The sequence below is a fragment of the Pseudomonas sp. TE3728 genome, from assembly GCF_056279145.1.
In genome coordinates, this window is the sequence record NZ_JBWBQT010000001.1 from 5,705,272 (window position 1) to 5,727,021 (window position 21,750).

Genomic DNA, 21,750 nt, shown 5'->3' on the forward strand with positions numbered 1-21,750 from the left:
ATGTTGCTCAGTTATCTTCGGCTGGTGTTGTTCGCGGCAGGCCTGTTGATTGGTGTCCAGGTGCCTGGGTTCATCAGTGATTATGCCAAGCGGGTCGAGGCGCATCTGATCGAGGCGCAGACCGGTTTGAGCGGTTTTCAGGGCACCGCCAATCAGTTTTTCAAGGGCGATATGCAAGCGCTCGTGGCCCATTACCGTGCCAGTGAAGACCCGATCTTTCGCAGCGATGCCGACAGCCTGAGCACCTTGCTCACCCGTCAACTGGCCCTGGACAAGCAATTCCAGGCCATGCAGGGGCCGTGGTACATACGCGTCCTGCAAGTTGCACTGGCCGCCGACCCGGATATTCGCAAGGAAACCTGGAACGGCTACAGCTACCAGATCCTGCTGACGCCGGAAGCGATGATTTGGGGCATGAGCGGCGCGTTGCTGCTGTCGTTCGGCATTGAATGCCTGTTCCGGCTGATCGACTGGGTGGTGCTGGGCGGCAAGCGTTTGCGCCAGAGCCGGCCGATTGAAGACCGGGATGTGCGCGGGTTGTAAGAAAAAGATCAAAAGATCGCAGCCTTCGGCAGCTCCTACAGCCAGCTTGCCGGCGATTGCCGCGACACGAATGCCTGGCAGATCGCATCGCTGGCAAGCCGGCTCCTGTTTTTACCAATCCACCGAGTAGCTCATGCTCAGCGTGCGGCCTTCGGCGTTGGCGTACGGCGCTCTGGCATTGGCCTGGGTGAACAGGTTCTGGTACGTGCGGTTGGTCAGGTTGTACACGCCGCCTTCAAGACGACCGACCGGCAGTTGCACGGAGCCGAGCAGGTCCACCAGCGTATAACCTTCGATCTCGCGCCCGTTGTTGTCCTTGGCGGCGGCGTCGTAACTGGACAAATGCATGCCTTGCAGGCGCAGGGTGTAGTCGTCTTCGGTGTAGCCGACGAACAGTGTGGTCTTGGCTGGTGAGATGCGCGTAGCTGGCAGATCGATCCATTTGCCGTTCTGCTCGGTCTCGCCTTTGGCCCAGGCATAAGTGCCACCCACCGACCAGTGATCGGTCGCGCGGTAGGTCAGGCTGTTTTCGATGCCGCGAACTCGCTCTTTCTGGTTGATCAGGCGCAATACGCGATCATTGGCATCGTAGAACTGGGTCACGTCCGAGGTGTTTTCGTACACGGTGACATCGGCCTGCCACTGATCCCAGTTACCGCGCCAGCCCAGTTCATAACTGTCGACCTTGATGGCTTGGGCGTTGAGGGTCTGAATGTCGAAGGTGCTGCTGACATCACGCATGAAGCGCTGGATATCCGGTAGCGAAAACCCCTGGCTGTAATTGGCGAACACGTCCTGGTTTTCACTCAGGTGGTAGACCGCCCCCAGGTTGTACAGGGTGGCATCGTATTTGAGGGTGTCGCCAGGCAGCGTTGCGCGTATGCCGGTCTGGACGATCTGACCATAAGCGATGCTGTCGGAGACGTCGCTTTCGATCCATTCACGGCGCACACCGCCACGCAAGGTCCAGTCACCGATGTCCCAGGACATCTGCCCGAACAGCGACTTGGTGGTGGTTTCGATGTCCGGGCCCAGCTCGTAGGTGGTGCCGGTCTTGGTGTAGGTCAGGCCATTGAGCCTGTATTGATCACCTCGTTGGCGGGAGCGCTCATTATCATAGTCGGCGCCCCAGACCAGATTACCCGTGGCACTCCCGATCGCCGGCAGCGGCGTGTCGATGGCCGCGCGCAGGCCGTAGACATCTTGCACACTGTTGTTGTCGGAGATCCCGGCCCTGCCTCGCGACAGGTCTGGAAAGAACAGTGCATCGGCGCGGCGCCAGTAGCTTTCCAGTTGCAGGCCCTGACCGTAGAAGTCCTTGTCGGTGTAGTTGAGGTTGACCGCCTGGTTATGGGTATAGGGCTGGTCGTCGAGTTTCAGCCCTTTGACTGCCACGGCTTCCTGCCGGTTTGTCGGGTCTTTTGTGTAGCCAGTGTCCTGCTGGTCCTTGTAGTCCTGCAGCGACAGGCTGAGTTTTTTGTCGGCATCCAGTTCGTAACCGAAACGACCTTGCAGGTCATAGGTTTCGGTATCCATGTTGCTGCCCTGGGAGGTGTCCTGAGGGATGCGGTTACCGTTGCCATCGTACTGATCGTTACGCTGAGTCAGGTCGGCGGAGACGTACCAGTCAAGAGCATCCTTGCGCCCCGTCGCACTCTGAAAGGCTTCGTAGGCGAAGCCTTTGCGGTTGAGGTTGTTGCCGCTGGTCAGGCCCAGTTTGCTGCTGTAGGCAATGTCCTGGCCCTGATTGCGCTTGGTGATGATGTTGATGATGCCGCCTGAAGCGCCGGCACCGTAGATGCTGCTGGCGCCGGAGATCACTTCGATGCGTTCGATGCTGGCCGGGGCGATGCTGTTGAGCTGGCGGTAGTTGTCGCGCGTGGCGTTCTGCGATACGCCGTCGATCAACACCAGCATGTTGCGCCCGCGCAGGGTCTGACCGAAGTTGCTCATCCCGCCGCTGGACGGCGCAAGACCTGGGACCAATTGTCCGAGAATGTCGGAGACCCGGCGACCCGCGCCGCTCTGCTCACGGACCTGCTGTTCGTCGATAACCTGGACCGAGCCCGGAATCGAAGCAATGCTCGCTTCACTGCGAGTAGCGGAGACGACGGTGGGTTGCATGTTCAAGGTGCCGGGTTGCTGCTCGGTATCCTCAGCCCAGGTCTGGGCGCTGAAGGTACCGAGCAGCGGGATCAACAGAGAGAGTTTGGTTCGGATCATGACGTGGTCTTTTTTAGTTGTGATAAGTGTGGGGCGATAAGGTCGAGCGGTCGGGCGCAGAGTTGAACGAGCGCACCCAGCGGATCCCGATGGCGGCTATGGCGTAGGTCAGCGCCACCAGCCAGAAACTGTGAGCCAGGCCAACCAGGCCCATGCCGATCCCGCCAAGGACGACACCGAGCAGAGCGCCAGCCTTTGCCGCACTGTTGCCGAGGCCGAGCGCGAAGCCCTGCTGGGTGATGGAAATGGTGTTGGCGATCAGGGCATAGGCGACGGGCAACAGGGCGCCTTGCCAGATGCCCCAGACGAGTCGACTGACGAGAAACCCCAGCCATTCGTTGGCCAATGCCGTGGCTGCCAGCGTCAGCGCACACAGCCAGGCCACCCCTTCGATAACGCGCAAGGTGTAGGCCGGCTGCCAGCGGTCGAACAGGCGTCCCCACAGCGGAGCTGAAATGGCCAGGGTCGCGGCACTTGCCGCGTAGGTGGCGCCAATCAGCCAGCTTGGGGCATGCAGAATGTTCGCGACATACAGCGCGTAAAACGACTGCGGCATCATCTTCGCGGCCTGAATCAACACGATCACCAACAGGATTCCACCGAGCCAGCCTTTGGGCAGGGCGACCGCTTCAACGGTTTTTTTCTTCGAAGTCCTGGCCTTGTCGGCCGGCAGGAAAAAACTCCCCAGTGCGCACAGCAAGCAAATCGCCGTCGCGCCATAACAGAGCAGGGCAAACCCCGAGACGTCCATCAGCCAGCCACCCAGCACTGGGCCGATCAACGAGCCGACGGCGGTGGCCGATTGCAGGCGCGCCAAGGTGTGACCCCGTCTGGCACTGTCGCAGCAGGCCAGGGCATAGGCTTGCGCGGCAGCGAGAAAACCGGCCAATGCGCCTTGCATCACGCGAATACCCACCAGCAGCCACGGATCGAGAGTGATGGCCGCCAACCCTTGGCACAGCGCGAGGGCCAGCAACGCCCGGACAATCATCGGTTTGTGTCCGGTGCGATCCCCCAACCGGCCCCACATGGGCGTCAGGAGCATGGCCGCCAGCATCGGACCGGCATAGACCATCGCCGATAACAGCGCGGTGTAGCCGGCGCCCTCCGGTCCGAGCAGATGCTGGATCTGCAAGGGCCAGAACGGGCCGCTCATTTCCATTGCGCCCATGGAGACAAACTGGATGACGATCAGCAGTCGCAAGGCGCGACCGTCAGTGAGCATGGGTGTTGGGTCGCAGCGGGTTACTCAGGCGTCCGACGATGTCGGCATGACTGTCGAGCAAGCGCATGCGCATGAACGATTTGGCGGGCCAATCCTGTTCCAGCAAGGCCCGGCGCTCGCTTTCCCAACGTGCCGGTTCAACGCGCTCGCGCAAGGTCTCGAAGCACTGTGCAACGTGCGATGCCAACCGCTCCCAAAGGCTACTTTCCGGCACATTCCAGTGACGGGCACAAAGCAACGTCAGCTCACCGAGGTGGCACATGAAGGTGGTATGCAGGAGTTTGTCACGGACAAAACCTGAGTCGTCATACAGGGTCATTTTCGGATCGTGCAACTGGATATCCAGGCCCTTGGCGTGCAGGGTTTTGCGATCGATACGAACGTCGCCGAAATCACGCAACAGCAGCCGATTCAACTGCCCGTCAGCGCCCATCACCATGAAACTGTTTTGCTGATGCGCTTCGAACGCCACGCCGTACATCAGGTAAATGCCCAGCAGGCTCGGTACGGCAATCGAGAGGTAATCCTCGAAGAACGCCAACATGGCCTCGCTGTCGTCACTGCCCTTTGCCAGCTTTACCCAATCACGCAGCAGCGGTTGTTCGAATTCGTTGACGGCGAACAGACTGCCGACCGGCACCGCCAACTCGCCTTCTTGCAGGAGGGTAAGCGGGTTGTCGCGATACAGCACGGCAGCGTGCCGGGAGCGCTCGTCATCGGCCGGCAGGGGGGCGTAGTGCACACCAATGCGCTCAGGAACGATGTTCAGCAGACGATGAATCTGCGGTTCCTGATCGAGAATGTTCAATATCAGTTGGCTGATGCGCGGCCCCATTCGCGCGGAGCGTGGCGACACGGTGCGCTGCACACTGGTCAGTCGCAGAGCCACGGGCAGTTTGACCATCGGTGCCGTGCGACTGGCCTGCGGCAGGACCGTGCGGAAGGACATGGTCGGGTGGCCGGTAAAAGCAACAATGTCAGTGACGATCAGCAGGTTGTCGGCGATCTCGTTGGCGAACGAATGTGGCAGTTCTTCATGGGCTTGCCATGGGTGCGACGGGAGCGGGAGGTAGTCCTTTGCGTCCAGGCCCAGCTGCTGCAAATGGCGTTGCAATTGTTCGGCGGCCTGTGGGAAGTGACCTTGCCACCAGTCCCAGTAATCGGTGGTACCGGCCAGCGCTTCGACGTGTGCGTACTGGCGGTGCAGGGCGCACAGGACAATCGGAAAGCTCGCTTCGAATTCTGGCGAGAAAGCGATGACCTGAGCGGCGCTCAAGCCCAGTTTGGTCTTGTAGTTCGGGTGCCACGGATGGCCGAGAGTGCCCCACTGTTCGAGCAATGACGTAGGGTTCTGGTGGCTCGGGCCGGTTTTGAGCCACGCGAGCAGATTGTCGTCGTATTCGGTATCGATCTGCTCTCTCAGGCGCTCGGTCCATCCATGGTGAAACGCCAGGCACAGGGTGTCGTTGCTGAAGCTGTCATCCAGCTCCCGGGCCAGACGTTCCAGTACCTGCGGGGAGGCTGGCGGGTTGAGCTGAGTGCTGAGATGAGCGAGCAGTTCGCTGGGCAACTGGATTTTTTGGGGCAGTCTGTCGGGGGTGTGCAGGACGATGCTGCCGCGTACGTCCCAGCTGTTCATTCTGCCGCCGGACAAGTGCTCGAAGCAAAGATGCGCTCCATCGCCAAGTGGCAGCCAGCAACGGCTCGAGTCGTCGTATTCGCAGGTGGCGGGGTTGATCAGTTCTTCACGAAATAGCGCCTGGATCAGGCGTTGGAAACAGCGTTGGGCGGCGGGCTCCAGCGCATTGCTCAAATGATCGAGAGTAATGCGGTGGGACTGGAAAGCCTGAGTGCCAAGCGCTTCGCTCCAGTGAGCGAGCAATTGTTGCTGTTTTTGCGTGTAGCCGCGCATCAGGTCCGATTCCTTCTGAACAATGGTTTAGCTGAAAGCGCGCAGAGAATACCTCCTTGAAAAAATAATGCAAATGATAGTGGTTCGGATTTAGAGTTTGAAAAATGTCCTTCAGATTTTGGCCTGTGGTTTGCTCAGGACGATGTACTGCTCGCCCACTTTATGCGCATAGCGCTCCACGACTTGCTGACACAGCGCCACAATCTCTTCGACCCATTCCACGCCCACCCGCCACGACACCACTACCTGCAAATTCGGCGGTCGTTGATCGATGGCCAGCAAGGTCAATTCCCCCCGCGCCAGTTCCTCTGCGACCAACACTGGCGGTAACGCCCCAATGCCAAAGCCGTCCCGCAGCAACCGGGTAATCGCCGACACCGAATTCACGCAGTTGAGCCGGGGCGCCATGACCCCGTTGGCCTGCATCAGGGCAAGAATCTCTTGGTGTGGCTGGGAATTTTTCGAATAGGTGATGATCCGCTCCCGCGCCAGATCGGCGACACCCGAATACTCGCGGTTGTAGATGGAGTTGCTGGCCACGATCCAGCCTATCGGATGACTGGCCAGCTCCAGGCTGCGCACGCTCTCCTGACGCAACAGGTCGGTTTGCAGGATCAGATCGAGAAAGCCTTTTTGCAGCTGATCGCAGAGGTTGAGCGCCGTATCGGCCACCAGCTCGATTTCCACCAGCGGGTAATGATCCATCATCTGCGCCACCAACGGGCTGAGCCAGGTGTGGATGACGGTGTCCATGACACCGAGCCGGACCCGCCCGACCTTGCTTGAGCGAGTCTCGATCGAATGCTTGAGCGCCTGCATCGTGTCCATCATCTGCTCTGCATATTCGAGCACTTTCAAGCCTTCGGGCGTCAGGCTCACGCCGCGAGAATCGCGCAGGAACAGCTTCACCCCGAGCTCGCCTTCGAGCACGGCGATACGGCTGGAAATCGATGCCTGGGTGGTGAAGAGTTTGTCTGCCGTCAGGCGAAAACTCTTGAGTCGGGCGACCCAGACAAAGGTCTCGAGAAACTTCAGGTTCATGGGATCAACTTTTTCTTATGCCTTGGCCGGGTTTTTATTAGTTGGACGCAGCAGGGCCAAGCGTCCAAAAATCGACGCATCCGGTTCCCACGATAGGCGTCGTCGGGGCTCAGAACAATACCAATAAAATTTGCACGGAGACTTGCCATGAGTGCGCCCGACACCCTCGTTTCAAAAGCCACGGCTCGCCCGGGACCCTTCGATTGGTACCACAACATCAACAAGCAGGAACGTCGTACGTTCTGGAGTTGCAAGATCGGCTATGGCCTGGACGGCATGGACACCCAGATGCTCAGCTTCGTGGTGCCGACCCTGATTGCCATGTGGGGCATTACCACTGGCGAAGCCGGGCTGATTCACACCAGCACCCTGATCGCCTCGGCCATTGGTGGTTGGGTGGCGGGGATTCTCTCTGACCGCATCGGTCGGGTACGCACCCTGCAACTGACGGTGCTCTGGTTCGCCTTTTTCACCTTCCTCTGCGGCTTCGCCCAGAACTACGAGCAGCTGTTGATCAGCCGCACGTTGATGGGCTTCGGTTTCGGCGGTGAATGGACCGCTGGCGCGGTGCTGATGGGTGAAGTGATTCGCGCCAAGGACCGCGGCAAAGCCGTCGGCATGGTGCAATCGGGCTGGGCGCTGGGTTGGGGCCTGACGGCGATTCTGTATGCGCTGCTGTTCTCGGTGCTGCCGCCGGAAGACGCCTGGCGCGCTCTGTTCCTCCTTGGCATCGTGCCGGCGATTTTCGTGATTTTCGTCCGTCGTTTGGTCAAGGATCCGGAAATCTACCGCGAAGCCAAAGCCAAGCAAGAGCCAAGCAACCCGGCCAAGTTCTACGAGATCTTCGCCCCGGGCATCCTGTTCACCACGATTCGCGCTTCGATCCTGACCACCGGCGCCCTCGGCGGTTACTACGCGATCACTTCCTGGCTGCCGACCTTTCTGAAAAACGAACGGGGCTTGAGCGTACTCGGCACCGGTGGTTATCTGGCGATGGTGATCGTCGGGTCCTACGTCGGGTATGTGATCAGCGCGTATTTGACTGACATCCTCGGTCGTAAAAAGAACTTCATTCTGTTCGCGGTCGGCTCGTTCACCATTGTTCTGCTGTACACCCAATTGCCGGTCAGCAACGGTGTGATGCTCTGGCTGGGTTTCCCTTTGGGCTTCTTCGCTTCGGGGATCTTCAGCGGCATGGGTGCGTTTTTGACTGAGCTGTTTCCGACGAGGATTCGCGGCTCGGGCCAGGGTTTTTGCTACAACATCGGTCGGGCATTGGCGGCGTTGTTCCCGCTGTTGATCGGCTTGCTCAGCCAGAAGGTGCCGCTGAGCGTGGGAATCGGCGCCTTTGCGGCAGTGTCCTACGGGGTAGTGATCCTGGCGGCCCTCAGCCTGCCGGAAACCCGTGGCAAGCAACTCGACGCTCAATAACCGAATATCCGGTAACTGATAATCTGAGGGGCATATGTCCTTCAGCTAAGAAGATAAAAGCCTACAGGAGTGTTCACCGTGAACCGCCTGCTATTGAACTGCGACATCGGCGAGAGTTTCGGTAACTGGACCATGGGTCTGGACGCCGAGGTCATGCCCTTCATCGACTGCGCCAACATCGCTTGTGGCTTCCACGCCGGCGACCCGAGCATCATGCGCAAAACCGTCAGCCTGGCCCTGAGCCACGGGGTGCAGATTGGCGCTCATCCGGCCTATCAGGATCTGGTGGGGTTCGGTCGCCGATCCATGGCTTACACCGCCCAGGAACTGCAGGACCTGTTGCATTACCAGATCGGCGCCCTCGACGGCATCTGCCGGGCACAGGGCGGGCGGGTGAGTTACGTCAAAACCCACGGCGCGATGTACAACGACATGATGGCCAACCCGGCGCAATTGCGCGCGGTGATTCAGGCCGTGGCGGCCTACGACCGGACGCTGCCATTGATGTTGATGGCCACCCGCGACTACAGTGCCGCGCAGCAACTCGGCGATGAATATGGCGTGACACTGTGGTTCGAAGCCTTCGCCGATCGCGCTTACGACAGCGCCGGCAGGCTGGTCTCGCGGCAACTGCCGGGAGCCGTGCATCACGATCCCGAGAAAATTATCGAACAGGCGCTGATCATTGCTCGCGGTGACAACCTCACGGCCAGCGATGGCAGCGCCTTGCACTTGCAAGCCAATACCTTGTGCGTACACGGCGACAACGCCAGTTCGGTGGCTGCCGTGCAGCGCATTCGCCAAGCCTTGAATCAGCAGAGCGCGTCATGAAACCACGGGTAGAAGTGGTGGCGCTGGATTGCCTGATGGTGCGTCTGTTCGATGAAATCAGCGAAGCCAACATGCCGTGGATGCTCGCCGCCAGCGAGCGTCTGCGGGAGGCGTTCGGCAACCATTTGATCGATCTGGTGCCGTCCTACACGACACTGATGGTGCATTACGATTTGATGGCGCTGAACCCGGCTCAGGCGCGGGAATTGATTACTGAAGCCTTGATCGATCTGTCGCCCAACGCTCGGGCCAGGGGTAAATGCCATGTGTTGCCGGTCTGGTACGACCTGAGTGTTGGTCCGGAACTGACGTTACTGTCTCAGCGCAGCGGATTAGCGGTGGAAGAGGTCATCCGTCGTCACAGCGAGCGCGAGTATCAAGTGTTCGCATTGGGCTTCGCACCGGGGTTTGCCTTTATGGGATTGGTGGAGGAAGTGTTGGCTGCACCGCGTATGAATACTCCGCGCAAAAAAGTGGCTGCCGGTAGTGTTGGCATCGCCGAACGCCAGACCGCAGCTTATCCGGTGGTATCCCCCGGCGGCTGGAACCTGATCGGCCGCACCCCGGCCAAATTGTTCGACCGCGAGCGCGACGGCTACAGCCTGTTGCAACCGGGCGACACCGTGCGCTTCGAAGCGGTCAGCCATGCCGAGTTCATCAACCTTGGCGGTGATGACACGCCGTTGGAGGCCCTGGCATGAGCCGACTGACGATTGAAGCAAGTACACCGCTGTGCCTGTTGCAGGACGCCGGCCGATTTGGCGTGCGGCATCTGGGCGTGACCCAGGGCGGGGCGGCGGATTGGCGGTCGATGTCGTGGGCCAATTGGCTGCTGGGTAATGGGCTGGATGCATCGGTGATCGAAATCACCCTCGGCGGGTTTACGGTCGTTGCTCAGGAGGATTGCGTGCTGGCATTGGCCGGGGCGGATCTGGGGGCGCAAGTGGATGGCGAGACATTGGCGCCGTGGCGCAGTTTCAGGCTGAACAAAGGTCAGCAATTGCAATTCACCCAGCCACTGCTTGGCGCTCGGGCTTATTTGGCGGCCCCGGGCGGATTTGATGCGCCAAAGGTGTTGGGCAGTAGCGCAACGGTGGTCCGTGAGGAGCTCGGTGGGCTGGATGGCATGGGGCGGGCGTTGGCCAAAGAAACGCAGTTGAGCTACTCGGGGAGCTCGCTGCTACTGCTGCGGGAGTTGGTGCCCGAGCAAGTGCCGGATTTCAAACTCAATGCGCCGCTGGACCTGGTGCTCGGTGCACAGATCGGCGAGTTCAGTGGACAGAGTTTGTTCGACGCGTTCAACAGTGTCTGGACCCTCGACAGCCGCGCCGACCGCATGGGCATTCGCCTGTTGGGAACGGCGTTGCAGTATCAGGGCAAGCCGATGATCTCGGAGGGCATCCCGCTGGGCGCGGTCCAGGTGCCGCCGGACGGGCAGCCGATTGTGCTGCTCAATGATCGGCAGACCATTGGCGGTTATCCGCGCCTGGGGGCGTTGACGCCATTGGCCTTGGCGCGACTGGCGCAGTGTTTGCCGGGGGCGAAGGTGCGGTTGAGGCCGGTGGTGCAAGACGTCGCTCATCGCGAACAGGTCGAATATTTACGCCGCTTTCTGAACAGCTAAAAGCATCGCGAGCAGGCTCGCTCCCACATTGGATTTTGGTCGTACACAAATAATGTGTTCGCTGGAGATCAACTGTGGGAGCGAGCCTGCTCGCGATAGCGTCCGAACAGACAACGAAGATTATTTGGAAAGAAACCGCATCCCTTCCTCCAACCCCCGCAACGTCAGCGGGAACATCTGGTCATCAATCAAATCCCGCACGATGTTGGTCGATGAGGTATAGCCCCAGGTGTCTTTCGGGTACGGGTTGATCCAGATGAGCTTCTTGTACTTTTCCTTGAAGCGCTGCATCCACACGTACCCGGCTTCTTCATTCCAGTGCTCGACGCTGCCGCCGGCCTGAGTGATTTCATAGGGCGCCATGGCGGCATCGCCGATGAAGATCACTTTGTAGTCGGCGCCGTACTTGTGCAGCAGGTCCTGGGTGGCGGTGCGCTCAGAGGTGCGACGCATGTTGTTCTTCCACACCGATTCATAAATGAAGTTGTGGAAGTAGAAGTACTCCAGATGCTTGAACTCGGTCTTGCAGGCCGAGAACAGTTCTTCGCAGATCTTCACGTGGGCGTCCATCGAGCCGCCGATGTCGAACAGCAACAGCAACTTGACGGTGTTACGGCGTTCCGGACGCATCTGGATGTTCAGCAGCCCGGCATCGCGAGCTGTGTGGTCGATGGTGCCGTCGATGTCCAGCTCTTCGGCCGCACCCTGACGGGCGAATTTACGCAGGCGCCGCAGGGCGACTTTGATGTTGCGCGTGCCCAGTTCGACCGAATCGTCGAGGTTCTTGTATTCGCGCTGATCCCAGACCTTGACCGCTTTGCCCTGACGCTTGCCGGCATCGCCGACCCGAATGCCTTCCGGGTTGAAGCCACCGGAGCCGAACGGGCTGGTGCCGCCGGTGCCGATCCACTTGTTGCCGCCGGCATGGCGTTCTTTCTGTTCTTCCAGGCGTTTCTTGAACTCTTCGATCAGCTTGTCCAGGCCACCCAGGGACTGGATCGCGGCCCGCTCTTCATCGGTCAGGGAACGCTCGAATTCCTTGCGCAGCCAGTCTTCCGGAATCAACGCCTGGAGGTGATCGTCGAGCTTTTCCAGGCCGTTGAAGTAGGCACCGAAGGCCCGGTCGAACTTGTCGAAATGCTTTTCGTCCTTCACCAGAATCGCCCGCGACAAGTAATAGAACTCGTCCATGTCGGCGAAGGTCACGCGCTGTTTCAGCGCGTTGATCAGGTCCAGCAGCTCACGTACCGAGACTGGCACCTTGGCGGCACGCATTTCATTGAACAGGTTGAGCAGCATGGCGATCGCCTCTCTCTATCGGGGCTTAGCGAGAACCGCGACGGCTCATGAACGCCAGACGCTCAAGCAATTGCACGTCCTGTTCGTTTTTCACCAAGGCGCCGGCCAGTGGCGGAATGGCCTTGGTCGGATCGCGCTCGCGCAGTACCGCTTCGCCGATGTTGTCGGCCATCAGTAATTTCAGCCAGTCCACCAATTCCGAGGTCGATGGCTTCTTCTTCAGGCCCGGCACCTTGCGCACGTCGAAGAACACGTCCAGCGCTTCGCTGACCAGATCTTTCTTGATGTTCGGGTAATGCACGTCGACGATCCGCTGCATCGTGACGCGATCCGGGAAGGCGATGTAGTGGAAGAAGCAGCGGCGCAGGAAGGCGTCCGGCAGCTCTTTCTCATTGTTGGAGGTAATGATGATGATCGGGCGCTTCTTGGCCTTGATGGTCTCGTCGATCTCGTAAACGTAGAACTCCATCTTGTCGAGTTCTTGCAGCAAGTCGTTGGGGAACTCGATGTCGGCCTTGTCGATTTCGTCGATCAGCAGAATCACCCGCTCTTCGGATTCGAAAGCCTCCCAGAGCTTGCCCTTTTTCAGGTAGTTGCGAACGTCGTGAACCTTCTCTGTGCCCAGCTGCGAGTCCCGCAGGCGGCTGACCGCGTCGTACTCATACAGGCCTTGATGCGCCTTGGTGGTGGATTTGATGTGCCATGTGATCAACTTGGCGCCGAAGGACTCGGCCAGTTGCTCGGCGAGCATGGTCTTGCCGGTGCCTGGCTCGCCCTTGACCAGCAGTGGCCGTTCCAGGGTGATGGCGGCGTTGACCGCTAGCTTCAGGTCATCGGTGGCGACGTAGGCCTGGGTGCCTTCGAACTTCATCTGCTAATCCTCGAACGGTAACGCCGACCTGAACGAGGCAGGGCGGGGCGCAATAATTGTAGTACCCGACTATAACGCGCTGCCCGGTCGACTGTGAACGCAGACGGCTTATTCAGTCTCTGAATGGGGCGTCACATCTTGACTCAGTCTCGGCTGCTAGCCAGTATTGAGCTATCGCCATTTTGGCGATAGCTTGCGGGGCATGTCTACTAAATACCGATTTCGCGATACGTACCGCATTCAGTTGCGCGAGAAGGATCATCCGCCGCCCCATGTCCACCTGACCGGTGGCGGCCTGGACGTGATGCTCAGCCTGCAAACCCTCGAAGTGATGATGGGCAAGGCACCGCCGCTGATTATCAAGGAAGCGCTGGAGTGGGTCAGGGCCCATCAGGTGCAATTGCTGGAGGATTGGAAACGATGTTACCCATGAAACGACCACGGCTGTCGGCCGTGCAAGTGCTGCCGGATTACAGGCTGGCGCTGACTTTCATCGATGGGCAGCAACTGAGCCTGGATTTAAGTCGTGATCTGCGTTCGTACCCGGGGTTGCAACCATTGCTGGAGGGGCATGCTTTTGAAGGCGCCGCTTTGGGTGACGATGGCTGGTGTGTTGAGTGGCCCGAACTGGATATCCAGATAGGCGCAGACACGCTGTATCTGGATGCTCTGGCGCAAAATGCGGCAGATGAAAATACCCGTATTTTCATTGATTGGCGTGCTCGCACCGGGTTGCCGCTGAATCAGGCGGCCGAGGCGCTGGGAGTTAGTGCCCGCAGTATCAGTCGCTACAGCAGTGGTCGTGAAGCTGTGCCGCGGTCGTTGGCGCTGGCCTGTCTGGGCTGGGACTTTCTGCAACAGCAATCAAACCCGGCGCGGGCAGCGGAAGAAACCGGTCGTTACACCGTCACACGCAAGTCTTAGCCCGCATCCGGCTTGGGCCGCTCGTACTGGGCATTGAACGCCTCGATGAAACCATTACGTAAAATCTGCAAAAACGCCTCGAATGCGCTGATATCTTTCTGATGCACGCTGCCTCTGAGCTGGACGCGAGTGGCGAACTGGTTTTTCGGCTGGTTCTTCAGCACGTTCTCGGTGCCACCGATGAGTGCTTCCCAGATGGAACGGAATATCCCTTTGTTCTTGTTCTCCACATCCTGTTGCCAATTGAACACATCGACGTCGCGCAATAGCGGCTTGATGTAGCCGGTGAGTTGGCCCTTGTTGGCTTCGGCTTCGATGACCACGTCGCCATGGCCGGCATTGAAGTCGAACTTGCCGTAGGCCGAGGCGAAGTCGTTCATGCGTTTGAGTTCAAGGTTCCTGGCGCGCAGGCGAAATTCGAAGTCCTGGAAGTCGCTCAGCGGATCGAAGGTCGCCGTGGTTTCCAGCGGTGCATGCCCCAGCAACAGCGCCTTGCCGTCGAAGCGGGCATCGCGCTTGCCTTTGGTGTCGACCACGTTGGTCAGGTTGTAAATGCTGGCATTGACCTGAGTGGCATTCATGTTCACGGGCGGTTTTGAATTGAAGTTTCGGAAGGTGACCCGCCCGTCGTTGATCCGCACTTCGTTCAGGGTAATCGGCAACAATTTTTCCAACTGTGCCCGCCAGTCGGTGCCCTCACCGGTCTGGGAGTTTTTCTTGTTGGCACCGCCGTCGACGAAGTTCACCTCGGGGTTGTCGAACTGCGCCTCGGCCACCACCGCGTGGTCATACCAGAGCGAGTGCCAGCTGACGGAGAGGTCAATCAATGGCGCGTTGACGAAAGGCACGGGAACCTTACCATTGACCTTGACGATTTTCAGTCCATTGATTTTGTAGGCGCCGCGCCACAGGGCCAGGTCTACGTCGGTAATCTGCCCGCTATAGTCACCCATGTCCGCCAGTTGCTCGTTGAGGTAATCGCGCACCAGATAGGGAAGCGCGATGTGCAGGGCAACCAGCAGCAGAACGAGGCCAGCGAGGGTCCACAGGGGCCAACTGTATCGACGCTTCATGGCGGCAAATCTCTGGCGGTATAAAGCGATTGACTGCGGGGGTAAGCGGACGTTCGACTGACTGGACGACCACGGGTAACAGGCATACCTTGGACAGCTAATTCAACGCTGTATAAGGACCCAGCCATGAGCCGTATTTATGCTGACAACGCCCATTCCATTGGCAATACGCCGCTGGTTCAGATCAACCGTATCGCCCCGCGCGGTGTCACCATCCTGGCCAAGATCGAAGGGCGTAACCCCGGCTATTCGGTCAAGTGCCGGATCGGCGCGAACATGATCTGGGAGGGCGAAAGCAGCGGTAAACTCAAGCCCGGCATGACCATCATCGAACCGACTTCGGGCAATACCGGCATCGGCCTGGCGTTCGTCGCCGCTGCCCGCGGTTACCGACTGGTATTGACCATGCCCGCGTCCATGAGCATCGAGCGGCGCAAGGTGCTCAAAGCCCTTGGCGCCGAACTGGTGTTGACGGAACCGGCCAAAGGCATGAAAGGCGCGATCGAGAAAGCTGCCGAAATCCTCGCCAGTGATCCATCGATCTACTTCATGCCGGCGCAGTTCGAAAACCCGGCCAACCCGGCCATCCACGAAAAGACCACCGGGCCGGAAATCTGGAACGACACCGACGGTGCGGTCGACGTACTGGTGGCGGGTGTCGGGACAGGTGGAACCATTACCGGGGTTTCGCGGTATATCAAGAATACCCGGGGCAAACCGATTATCTCAGTGGCGGTGGAGCCGGTGGTGTCTCCAGTGATCACCCAGGCGATGGCTGGAGAGGAGATCAAACCGAGCCCCCACAAAATCCAGGGTATCGGCGCTGGTTTTGTGCCGAAGAACCTGGACCTGTCGATGGTCGACCGGGTCGAACTGGTCAGCGACGAAGAGTCCAAGGCGATGGCCCTGCGCCTGATGCAGGAAGAAGGAATTTTGAGCGGTATCTCGTGCGGCGCCGCCATGGCGGTGGCTGTGCGGCTGGCCGAAACCCCGGAAATGCAGGGCAAGACCATCGTGGTGATTCTGCCCGACTCTGGCGAGCGCTACCTGTCGAGCATGCTGTTCAGCGATCTGTTTACCGAACAGGAGAATCAGCAGTAGGAGCTGCCGAAGGTTCGGGCCGCGTTCGGACGATCTTTTGATCTTGCTTTTTTGGGGGGTGATTCAGGTCAGCCCCCGTTCAGGAACCTTGTGTTAATAAGTGTTTGTTGCGTAATCCTTAACACTGAATGTTGAATGATGCGGGTATTTCCCGAGGCCGGTAGTGTTTATCATGGCTGATTGCCACGTCGGGTAAATGACGTGGCAAAGTTACCTACTATCAAGGAGTTGTAGATGAACTTTTCCTTTGTCGCGAAGGCGTCGGTGTTGTTGCTGTTTCTCGGTAGCACGCTCTATGTGCACTTGCGTGGCAAGGCGCGTTTGCCGGTTCTGCGTCAGTTCGTCAATCACTCGGCCCTGTTCGCACCTTATAACGCCCTGATGTACCTGTTCTCCAGCGTGCCATCCAAACCCTACCTGGACCGCAGCAAGTTCCCCGAACTGGATGTGCTCAGGGACAATTGGGAAGTTATTCGCGACGAAGCGATGCATTTGTTTGACGAGGGCTACATTCGCGCCGCAGAAAGGAACAACGACGCCGGGTTCGGTTCGTTCTTCAAGAAAGGCTGGAAGCGCTTTTACCTCAAGTGGTACGACAAACCACTGCCATCAGCCGAAGCCCTATGCCCGAAAACCGTGGCACTGCTCAGCAGAATTCCCAACATCAAAGGCGCCATGTTCGCGTTGCTGCCGGGCGGCAGTCACCTCAACCCGCATCGCGACCCATTCGCCGGCTCCCTGCGTTATCACTTGGGGCTGTCGACGCCGAACTCCGACGATTGCCGGATCTTCGTTGACGGTCAGGTCTATGCCTGGCGTGATGGCGAAGACGTGATGTTCGACGAAACCTACGTGCATTGGGTCAAGAATGAAACCGAGCAAACTCGAGTCATTCTGTTCTGCGACATCGAACGGCCGCTGAGCAATCGTCTGATGACCCGCATCAACCGCTCGATCAGCGGCTGGCTGGGGCGCGCCACTGCACCCCAGAACCTTGATGATGAACGCGTTGGCGGGATCAACCAGGCCTATGCCTGGAGCAAGAACTTCAGCGACAAATTCAGCGGTATGGTCAAACAGTGGAAACGTCGTAACCCCAAGGCCTACCGCGTACTGCGGCCGGTGCTGGCGGTGGTGGTGTTGACGTTGTTGGGATATTGGTTGTTTGGGTGAGACCGATTGCTGAGTGACCTGTGGCGAGGGGGCTTGCCCCCGTTGGGTCGCGAAGCGACCCCAAAATCAGTGATCCCATTTCTTTCAGAACGAATGCAGTGCCTGGTTTACGACTGCTTCGCAGTCGAACGGGGGCGAGCCCCCTCGCCACAGGGATCGTGTCAGGCTCCTGTTTCTCGGCTCTGACGTTAACTCATTGCAATCCATGTCACACGCTGGTTATAGTCGGCCCTCGGTGGTTTCCCGAACCACCCTTTCACCCATCAAAAAAGATCAGCCCATGCCAGCTTCCCCCATCAACGCGGTAGTCGATTCAGCGGTCAACGCTGGCGTCGTGCCGTGCGGGAATCAGCAGCCTGCGCAGATCAGTCATTACCCCCCACCTGTCAGTAGCACGCCGGTGTGCGCAGTCGTATCACCGCCAGGCGTTGGCTTCTCGGGCTGATCAGCTTTTTTCTGCTGTTCCTGTGCCCATCTGAAAAAGCGCCTGAAAAAACTACTGAATTTCAGCTTCGGCTGAGTTGGCTTTTTGCCTGACTACAGGTGGTATTCATGTTTGTCCTTTCGAAAAAATCCGCGCTCGCGGCGGCGTCCACGAGCCTGTTCGTTTTGCTGTGGAGCAGCGGCGCGATCTTCTCCAAATGGGGGTTGGCGCACGCATCACCCTTCGCCTTTTTGCTGATTCGTTTCGCCATTGCCTTGTGCGGGCTGGTGCTGTTGATGCCGTTGCTCAAGCTGAAACTACCCAAGGGCGGCAAGCCGATGTTGTATGCGATGGCCACGGGCGTGGTATTGCTGGGGGCTTATCAGATTTTCTATCTGCTGGCCCTGGACCTGAAGGTCACCCCCGGCATGATGGCAACCATCATGGGCGTGCAACCGATTCTCACCGTAGTGATCATGGAACGGCACCGGTCAATAAGCAGGATCTTCGGTCTGGCGCTGGGCCTGGCCGGGTTGATCATGGTGGTTTACCAAGGCATCGGTCTGGCCGGCATGTCATTGGCTGGCATGCTCTTCGGTCTGTTGGCGCTGGCGAGCATGACCTTCGGCTCGATCATGCAGAAACGCATCACCGACAATCCCCTCGGAACGCTGCCGGTGCAGTACCTTGCCGGGCTGTTGCTCTGCGGGATATTCGTGCCGTTCCAGCCGTTTCATTTCGAACACGGCACCGGGTTCATCGTGCCGGTGTTGTGGATGGGGTTGGTGGTATCAGTGCTGGCGACGCTGCTGCTGTATCGGCTGATCGCCCGGGGCAATCTGGTGAATGTCACCAGTCTGTTTTACCTGGTGCCGGCGGTGACGGCGGTGATGGATTACCTGTTTTTCGGCAACCGACTGGCGGCGTTGAGCCTGCTGGGAATGGGGCTGATCATCGTCGGCCTGGTGTTTGTGTTCCGTAAGAACGCTTGAAACCGAAAGGCCGCTCCAGGCACAGCTCCTGCACTGGATCTTCGTCGCAACACCGATCCAGTGTAGGAGCTGGCGTAGCCTGCGATCTTTTCGGGGCCGCCGCAGAGCAAGATCAAAAGATCTCAGCCTTCGGCAGCTCCAATAGGGGAAATGCATTTCCAGTGTAGGAGCGAGGCTTGCCCGCGAAGGCGTCATCAGCAACACCACATCACGACCGGGCAACCACCTCACGCGCCTTCACCACCGCCGGCTTCAACACCAGCCACAACGCCAGCGCAATCAACACCCCGCCATAAAGGTGCGCCATCGACAGCGGCTCATCCAGCAACAGCGCCCCCCACAACACGCCGAACGGCGGGATCATGAAGGTCACGGTCATCGATTTCACCGGGCCAACCGACGTCAGCAAACGGAAGTAAATAATGTAGGCAAAGGCTGTGCAGACCAAACCCAACCCCAGCAATGACAGCCAGACACTCCAGCCACCCCAGCTCACCGGTGGCTGGCTGATCACGCTGTAGCCAAACAACGGCAGCAACAACAACGTCGCGCCGAGCATGCTGCCCAGCGCCGAAAGGCGACTGTCGAGGCCACCGGCATGGTCGAGCCAGCGCCGGGCGAGGAACCCGGCAAAGCCATAGCAGGTGGTGGCCATCAGGCACGCGAGTGCGCCCATCAGCAGTTCCATGTTGAACGCCACCGGCCCGGCGCGGGTGAGGATGCCCACGCCGAACAGTCCGAGAAACACCCCGCCGAGCTTGGCTGCAGTGAGTTTTTCATGGAAGAACAATCCGCCGATCAGCACACCCATCAGCGGCGTGGTGGCGTTGAAAATCGCCGAGTAACCGGCCGGCAGCACCTGGGCGGCCACGGAATAGAGGGTCGCTGGAATCCCGGAGTTAATCATCCCCAGCAGCATCACCGTCTTGAATTTGCCTTTGAAATCCCAGCTGATGCGCATCAGCCCAAGGATCACCAGCAGCCCGACGGCGGCAATCGACACGCGAAAAAAAGCAGTGGGGATTGTGCCAATCACTGGGGCAATAACGCGCATGAACAGAAAGCTCGCCCCCCAAATGGCGGCAAGCGACAACATACGCAGGATATCGACGGGGTTCACAGCGCTTTCCTTCCTTGATTGGCGCGTAAGTGTCGCGCCAGTCAGGGCGCAAGGCAATGGTTGCGTTGCGTCACACAGGGCCACTAAGCTCAGGCTCCAACGACAAGAACAGCCGCCGAGGTTTTACCTATGCCGCAGCAATGGCCAGCCGCCGACATCGCCCGAATGATCCTCGATGGCTTTGACGATTACCGCGAGCATTTCCGTCAGATCACCGACGGCGCCCGAGCCCGTTTTGAGCAGGCCCAATGGCAAGAGACGCAAGTCGCGTCGGCGGCGCGGATCAACCTCTACGAAGAAAAGGTCGGCGAAACGGTAGGGCGCTTGCATGCGTCGTTCGCGACCGAGGTGCTGATGGACGTCAGCAACTGGCCGCTGGTCAAAAGCGCTTACATCAGCCTGATCGACCTGCGCTTCGACGATGAACTGTCCGAGACCTGGTACAACTCGATTTTCTGCGGCCTGTTCAGCCACGACCTGATCAGCGATGGCTGCATGTTCATTCACACTACGCGGCCGAGCCTGCGCCGCGCCCGGGCCGCGCAAACCCGCACCTACAAGCCGCAGGGGCAGTTGTCCGGCATGCTCACGAGCATCTTTGCCGACTACCGCTTCAGCGAAGATTACGCCGATCTGGCCGGCGACCTGCGTCGCCTCGAAGCGCAGTTGCGCGAGAACCTGCCGGACTGGGTCTGCAAGGACCCAGAGCTGAGCGTCGAACTGTTTTCCTCGGTGCTTTACCGCAACAAGGGCGCCTATCTGGTGGGGCGCATTTACACCCCCGACGAGCAATGGCCACTGGTGATTCCGCTGCTGCACCGCGAAGGCCGGGGAATCCAGATCGATGCGCTGATCACCGATGAGGCCGAGGTGTCGATCATCTTCTCCTTCACCCGTTCGTACTTCATGGTCGATGTGCCAGTGCCGGCGGAATTCATCGGTTTTCTCAAACGCATCCTGCCGGGCAAGCACATCGCCGAGCTGTACACCTCGATCGGCTTCTACAAGCATGGCAAGTCCGAGTTTTATCGCGCGCTGATCAATCACCTGGCCAACACTGACGACCAGTTCATCATGGCCCCCGGCGTGCGCGGCATGGTCATGAGCGTGTTTACCCTGTCGGGCTTCAACACCGTCTTCAAGATCATCAAGGACCGCTTCTCGCCGTCGAAAAACGTCGACCGCGCCACGGTGATCGAAAAGTATCGCCTGGTGAAAAGCGTCGACCGGGTCGGGCGGATGGCCGACACCCAGGAGTTCGCCGACTTCCGTTTCCCCTTGAGCAAGTTCGAACCGGCATGCCTGGAAGAGTTGCTCGAAGTGGCCGCGTCCACGGTCTCGGTGGAGGACGATACGGTGCTGATTCGTCACTGCTGGACCGAACGCCGGATGACGCCATTGAACCTTTATCTGGAACACGCCAACGAGGCGCAGGTTCGCGAGGCGCTGGAGGATTACGGTCTGGCGATCAAGCAACTGGCGGCGGCGAACATTTTCCCCGGCGACATGTTGCTGAAGAATTTTGGCGTCACCCGTCACGGTCGTGTGGTGTTTTATGACTACGACGAGATCTGTTTCCTGACCGAAGCCAACTTCCGCCACATCCCGCAACCGCGCACACCGGAAGACGAAATGGCCTCCGAACCGTGGTACTCGATCGGGCCGCTGGATGTATTCCCCGAGGAATTTCCACCGTTCCTGTTTGCCGATTCGGGGCAACGAAAGTTGTTCGATCAGTTGCATGGCGAGTTGTACAACGCCGATTACTGGAAGAGTTTGCAGGAGGCGATTCGCGCCGGCAAAGTGATCGACGTGTTCCCGTACCGCCGCAAGGGCCTGGATAACGAATAACACCACCCCTGTAGGAGCTGTCGAGTGCAACGAGGCTGCGATCTTTTGATTTTGTCTTTAAAAATCAAAATCAAAATCAAAAGATCGCAGCC

The 21,750-nt window shown here is 59.0% G+C and carries 20 protein-coding genes; 12 read left to right on the top strand and 8 right to left on the bottom strand.

Annotation, left to right across the window (positions count from 1 at the left end; genetic code table 11):
• Entirely contained in the window at positions 1–543 is a 543-nt protein-coding gene (locus tag ACZ89R_RS25160; RefSeq protein WP_008067554.1) for a DUF2937 family protein, read from the top strand.
• A gap of 111 nt (positions 544–654) precedes the next feature.
• On the opposite strand, the gene ACZ89R_RS25165 is transcribed toward ACZ89R_RS25160, so the two are convergent.
• From ACZ89R_RS25165 to ACZ89R_RS25180, 4 genes are all read right to left on the bottom strand, one after another.
• Positions 655–2,766: a TonB-dependent receptor gene (locus ACZ89R_RS25165; RefSeq protein WP_429547747.1), complete on the bottom strand. Its 2,112-nt coding sequence runs from the start codon at positions 2,764–2,766 to the stop codon at positions 655–657.
• A 13-nt stretch (positions 2,767–2,779) separates the two neighbouring features.
• Positions 2,780–3,991, bottom strand: coding sequence for an MFS transporter (locus ACZ89R_RS25170; RefSeq protein ID WP_429547746.1), 1,212 nt, complete (start codon positions 3,989–3,991; stop codon positions 2,780–2,782).
• The gene (locus ACZ89R_RS25175) at positions 3,981–5,903 is read right to left on the bottom strand and encodes an IucA/IucC family protein (RefSeq protein WP_429547745.1); all 1,923 of its coding nucleotides are present in this window, start codon (positions 5,901–5,903) and stop codon (positions 3,981–3,983) included. The genes ACZ89R_RS25170 and ACZ89R_RS25175 overlap by 11 nt, the downstream gene beginning before the upstream one ends.
• A gap of 111 nt (positions 5,904–6,014) precedes the next feature.
• On the bottom strand, positions 6,015–6,944 hold the full coding sequence (locus tag ACZ89R_RS25180) for a LysR family transcriptional regulator (protein WP_429547744.1): 930 nt from the start codon (positions 6,942–6,944) through the stop codon (positions 6,015–6,017).
• A 147-nt stretch (positions 6,945–7,091) separates the two neighbouring features.
• Between ACZ89R_RS25180 and ACZ89R_RS25185 the strand changes: the two genes are divergently transcribed.
• The 4 genes from ACZ89R_RS25185 to ACZ89R_RS25200 all read left to right on the top strand — a co-directional run bounded on the left by ACZ89R_RS25185 (position 7,092) and on the right by ACZ89R_RS25200 (position 10,830).
• Positions 7,092–8,375 (top strand): MFS transporter, encoded by a 1,284-nt coding sequence (locus ACZ89R_RS25185; RefSeq protein ID WP_123501098.1) that lies wholly within the window; start codon positions 7,092–7,094, stop codon positions 8,373–8,375.
• A gap of 78 nt (positions 8,376–8,453) precedes the next feature.
• A complete protein-coding gene (locus ACZ89R_RS25190; protein ID WP_429547743.1) occupies positions 8,454–9,206 on the top strand; it encodes a 5-oxoprolinase subunit PxpA in 753 nt (250 codons plus the stop codon).
• Positions 9,203–9,907 (top strand): 5-oxoprolinase subunit PxpB, encoded by a 705-nt coding sequence (gene pxpB, locus ACZ89R_RS25195; RefSeq protein WP_429542650.1) that lies wholly within the window; start codon positions 9,203–9,205, stop codon positions 9,905–9,907. The genes ACZ89R_RS25190 and pxpB overlap by 4 nt, the downstream gene beginning before the upstream one ends.
• On the top strand, positions 9,904–10,830 hold the full coding sequence (locus ACZ89R_RS25200) for a 5-oxoprolinase subunit C family protein (protein ID WP_429547742.1): 927 nt from the start codon (positions 9,904–9,906) through the stop codon (positions 10,828–10,830). The genes pxpB and ACZ89R_RS25200 overlap by 4 nt, the downstream gene beginning before the upstream one ends.
• Before the next feature lie 120 nt (positions 10,831–10,950).
• Here ACZ89R_RS25200 and ACZ89R_RS25205 read toward each other — a convergent pair whose 3' ends face one another.
• Positions 10,951–12,129 (bottom strand): vWA domain-containing protein, encoded by a 1,179-nt coding sequence (locus tag ACZ89R_RS25205; RefSeq protein ID WP_038979369.1) that lies wholly within the window; start codon positions 12,127–12,129, stop codon positions 10,951–10,953.
• Positions 12,130–12,154: 25 nt separating this feature from the next.
• On the bottom strand, positions 12,155–13,000 hold the full coding sequence (locus ACZ89R_RS25210) for an AAA family ATPase (RefSeq protein WP_038979370.1): 846 nt from the start codon (positions 12,998–13,000) through the stop codon (positions 12,155–12,157).
• A 202-nt stretch (positions 13,001–13,202) separates the two neighbouring features.
• Here ACZ89R_RS25210 and ACZ89R_RS25215 point away from each other — a divergent pair, with 202 nt between their 5' ends.
• Entirely contained in the window at positions 13,203–13,433 is a 231-nt protein-coding gene (locus ACZ89R_RS25215) for a DUF4160 domain-containing protein (RefSeq protein ID WP_063342788.1), read from the top strand.
• Positions 13,421–13,924 carry a DUF2442 domain-containing protein gene (locus ACZ89R_RS25220; protein WP_429547741.1) on the top strand — a complete coding sequence of 168 codons (504 nt, stop codon included), beginning with the start codon at positions 13,421–13,423 and terminating at the stop codon, positions 13,922–13,924. Before ACZ89R_RS25215 ends, ACZ89R_RS25220 begins: the two co-directional genes overlap by 13 nt.
• Here ACZ89R_RS25220 and ACZ89R_RS25225 read toward each other — a convergent pair.
• The gene (locus tag ACZ89R_RS25225; RefSeq protein WP_429547740.1) at positions 13,921–14,997 is read right to left on the bottom strand and encodes a DUF748 domain-containing protein; all 1,077 of its coding nucleotides are present in this window, start codon (positions 14,995–14,997) and stop codon (positions 13,921–13,923) included. The genes ACZ89R_RS25220 and ACZ89R_RS25225 overlap by 4 nt on opposite strands.
• Positions 14,998–15,123: 126 nt before the next feature.
• On the opposite strand from ACZ89R_RS25225, the gene cysK reads away from it, so the two are divergent.
• The 4 genes from cysK to ACZ89R_RS25245 all read left to right on the top strand — a co-directional run bounded on the left by cysK (position 15,124) and on the right by ACZ89R_RS25245 (position 18,687).
• Positions 15,124–16,098, top strand: coding sequence for a cysteine synthase A (cysK, locus tag ACZ89R_RS25230; RefSeq protein WP_429547739.1), 975 nt, complete (start codon positions 15,124–15,126; stop codon positions 16,096–16,098).
• 234 nt (positions 16,099–16,332) lie between these two features.
• Positions 16,333–17,271, top strand: a complete 939-nt coding sequence (locus ACZ89R_RS25235) for an aspartyl/asparaginyl beta-hydroxylase domain-containing protein (protein ID WP_429547738.1) — start codon at positions 16,333–16,335, stop codon at positions 17,269–17,271.
• Between the two features lie 280 nt (positions 17,272–17,551).
• Positions 17,552–17,716 carry a hypothetical protein gene (locus tag ACZ89R_RS25240; protein ID WP_218398126.1) on the top strand — a complete coding sequence of 55 codons (165 nt, stop codon included), beginning with the start codon at positions 17,552–17,554 and terminating at the stop codon, positions 17,714–17,716.
• Between the two features lie 107 nt (positions 17,717–17,823).
• On the top strand, positions 17,824–18,687 hold the full coding sequence (locus tag ACZ89R_RS25245) for a DMT family transporter (protein ID WP_123501112.1): 864 nt from the start codon (positions 17,824–17,826) through the stop codon (positions 18,685–18,687).
• A gap of 208 nt (positions 18,688–18,895) precedes the next feature.
• Here the strand turns inward: ACZ89R_RS25245 and ACZ89R_RS25250 are convergent, their stop codons facing one another.
• On the bottom strand, positions 18,896–19,807 hold the full coding sequence (locus ACZ89R_RS25250) for a DMT family transporter (protein ID WP_429547737.1): 912 nt from the start codon (positions 19,805–19,807) through the stop codon (positions 18,896–18,898).
• Positions 19,808–19,936: 129 nt separating this feature from the next.
• Here ACZ89R_RS25250 and aceK point away from each other — a divergent pair, with 129 nt between their 5' ends.
• Positions 19,937–21,658, top strand: coding sequence for a bifunctional isocitrate dehydrogenase kinase/phosphatase (gene aceK / locus ACZ89R_RS25255; RefSeq protein ID WP_429547736.1), 1,722 nt, complete (start codon positions 19,937–19,939; stop codon positions 21,656–21,658).
• The last annotated feature ends 92 nt before the right edge of the window (positions 21,659–21,750 follow it).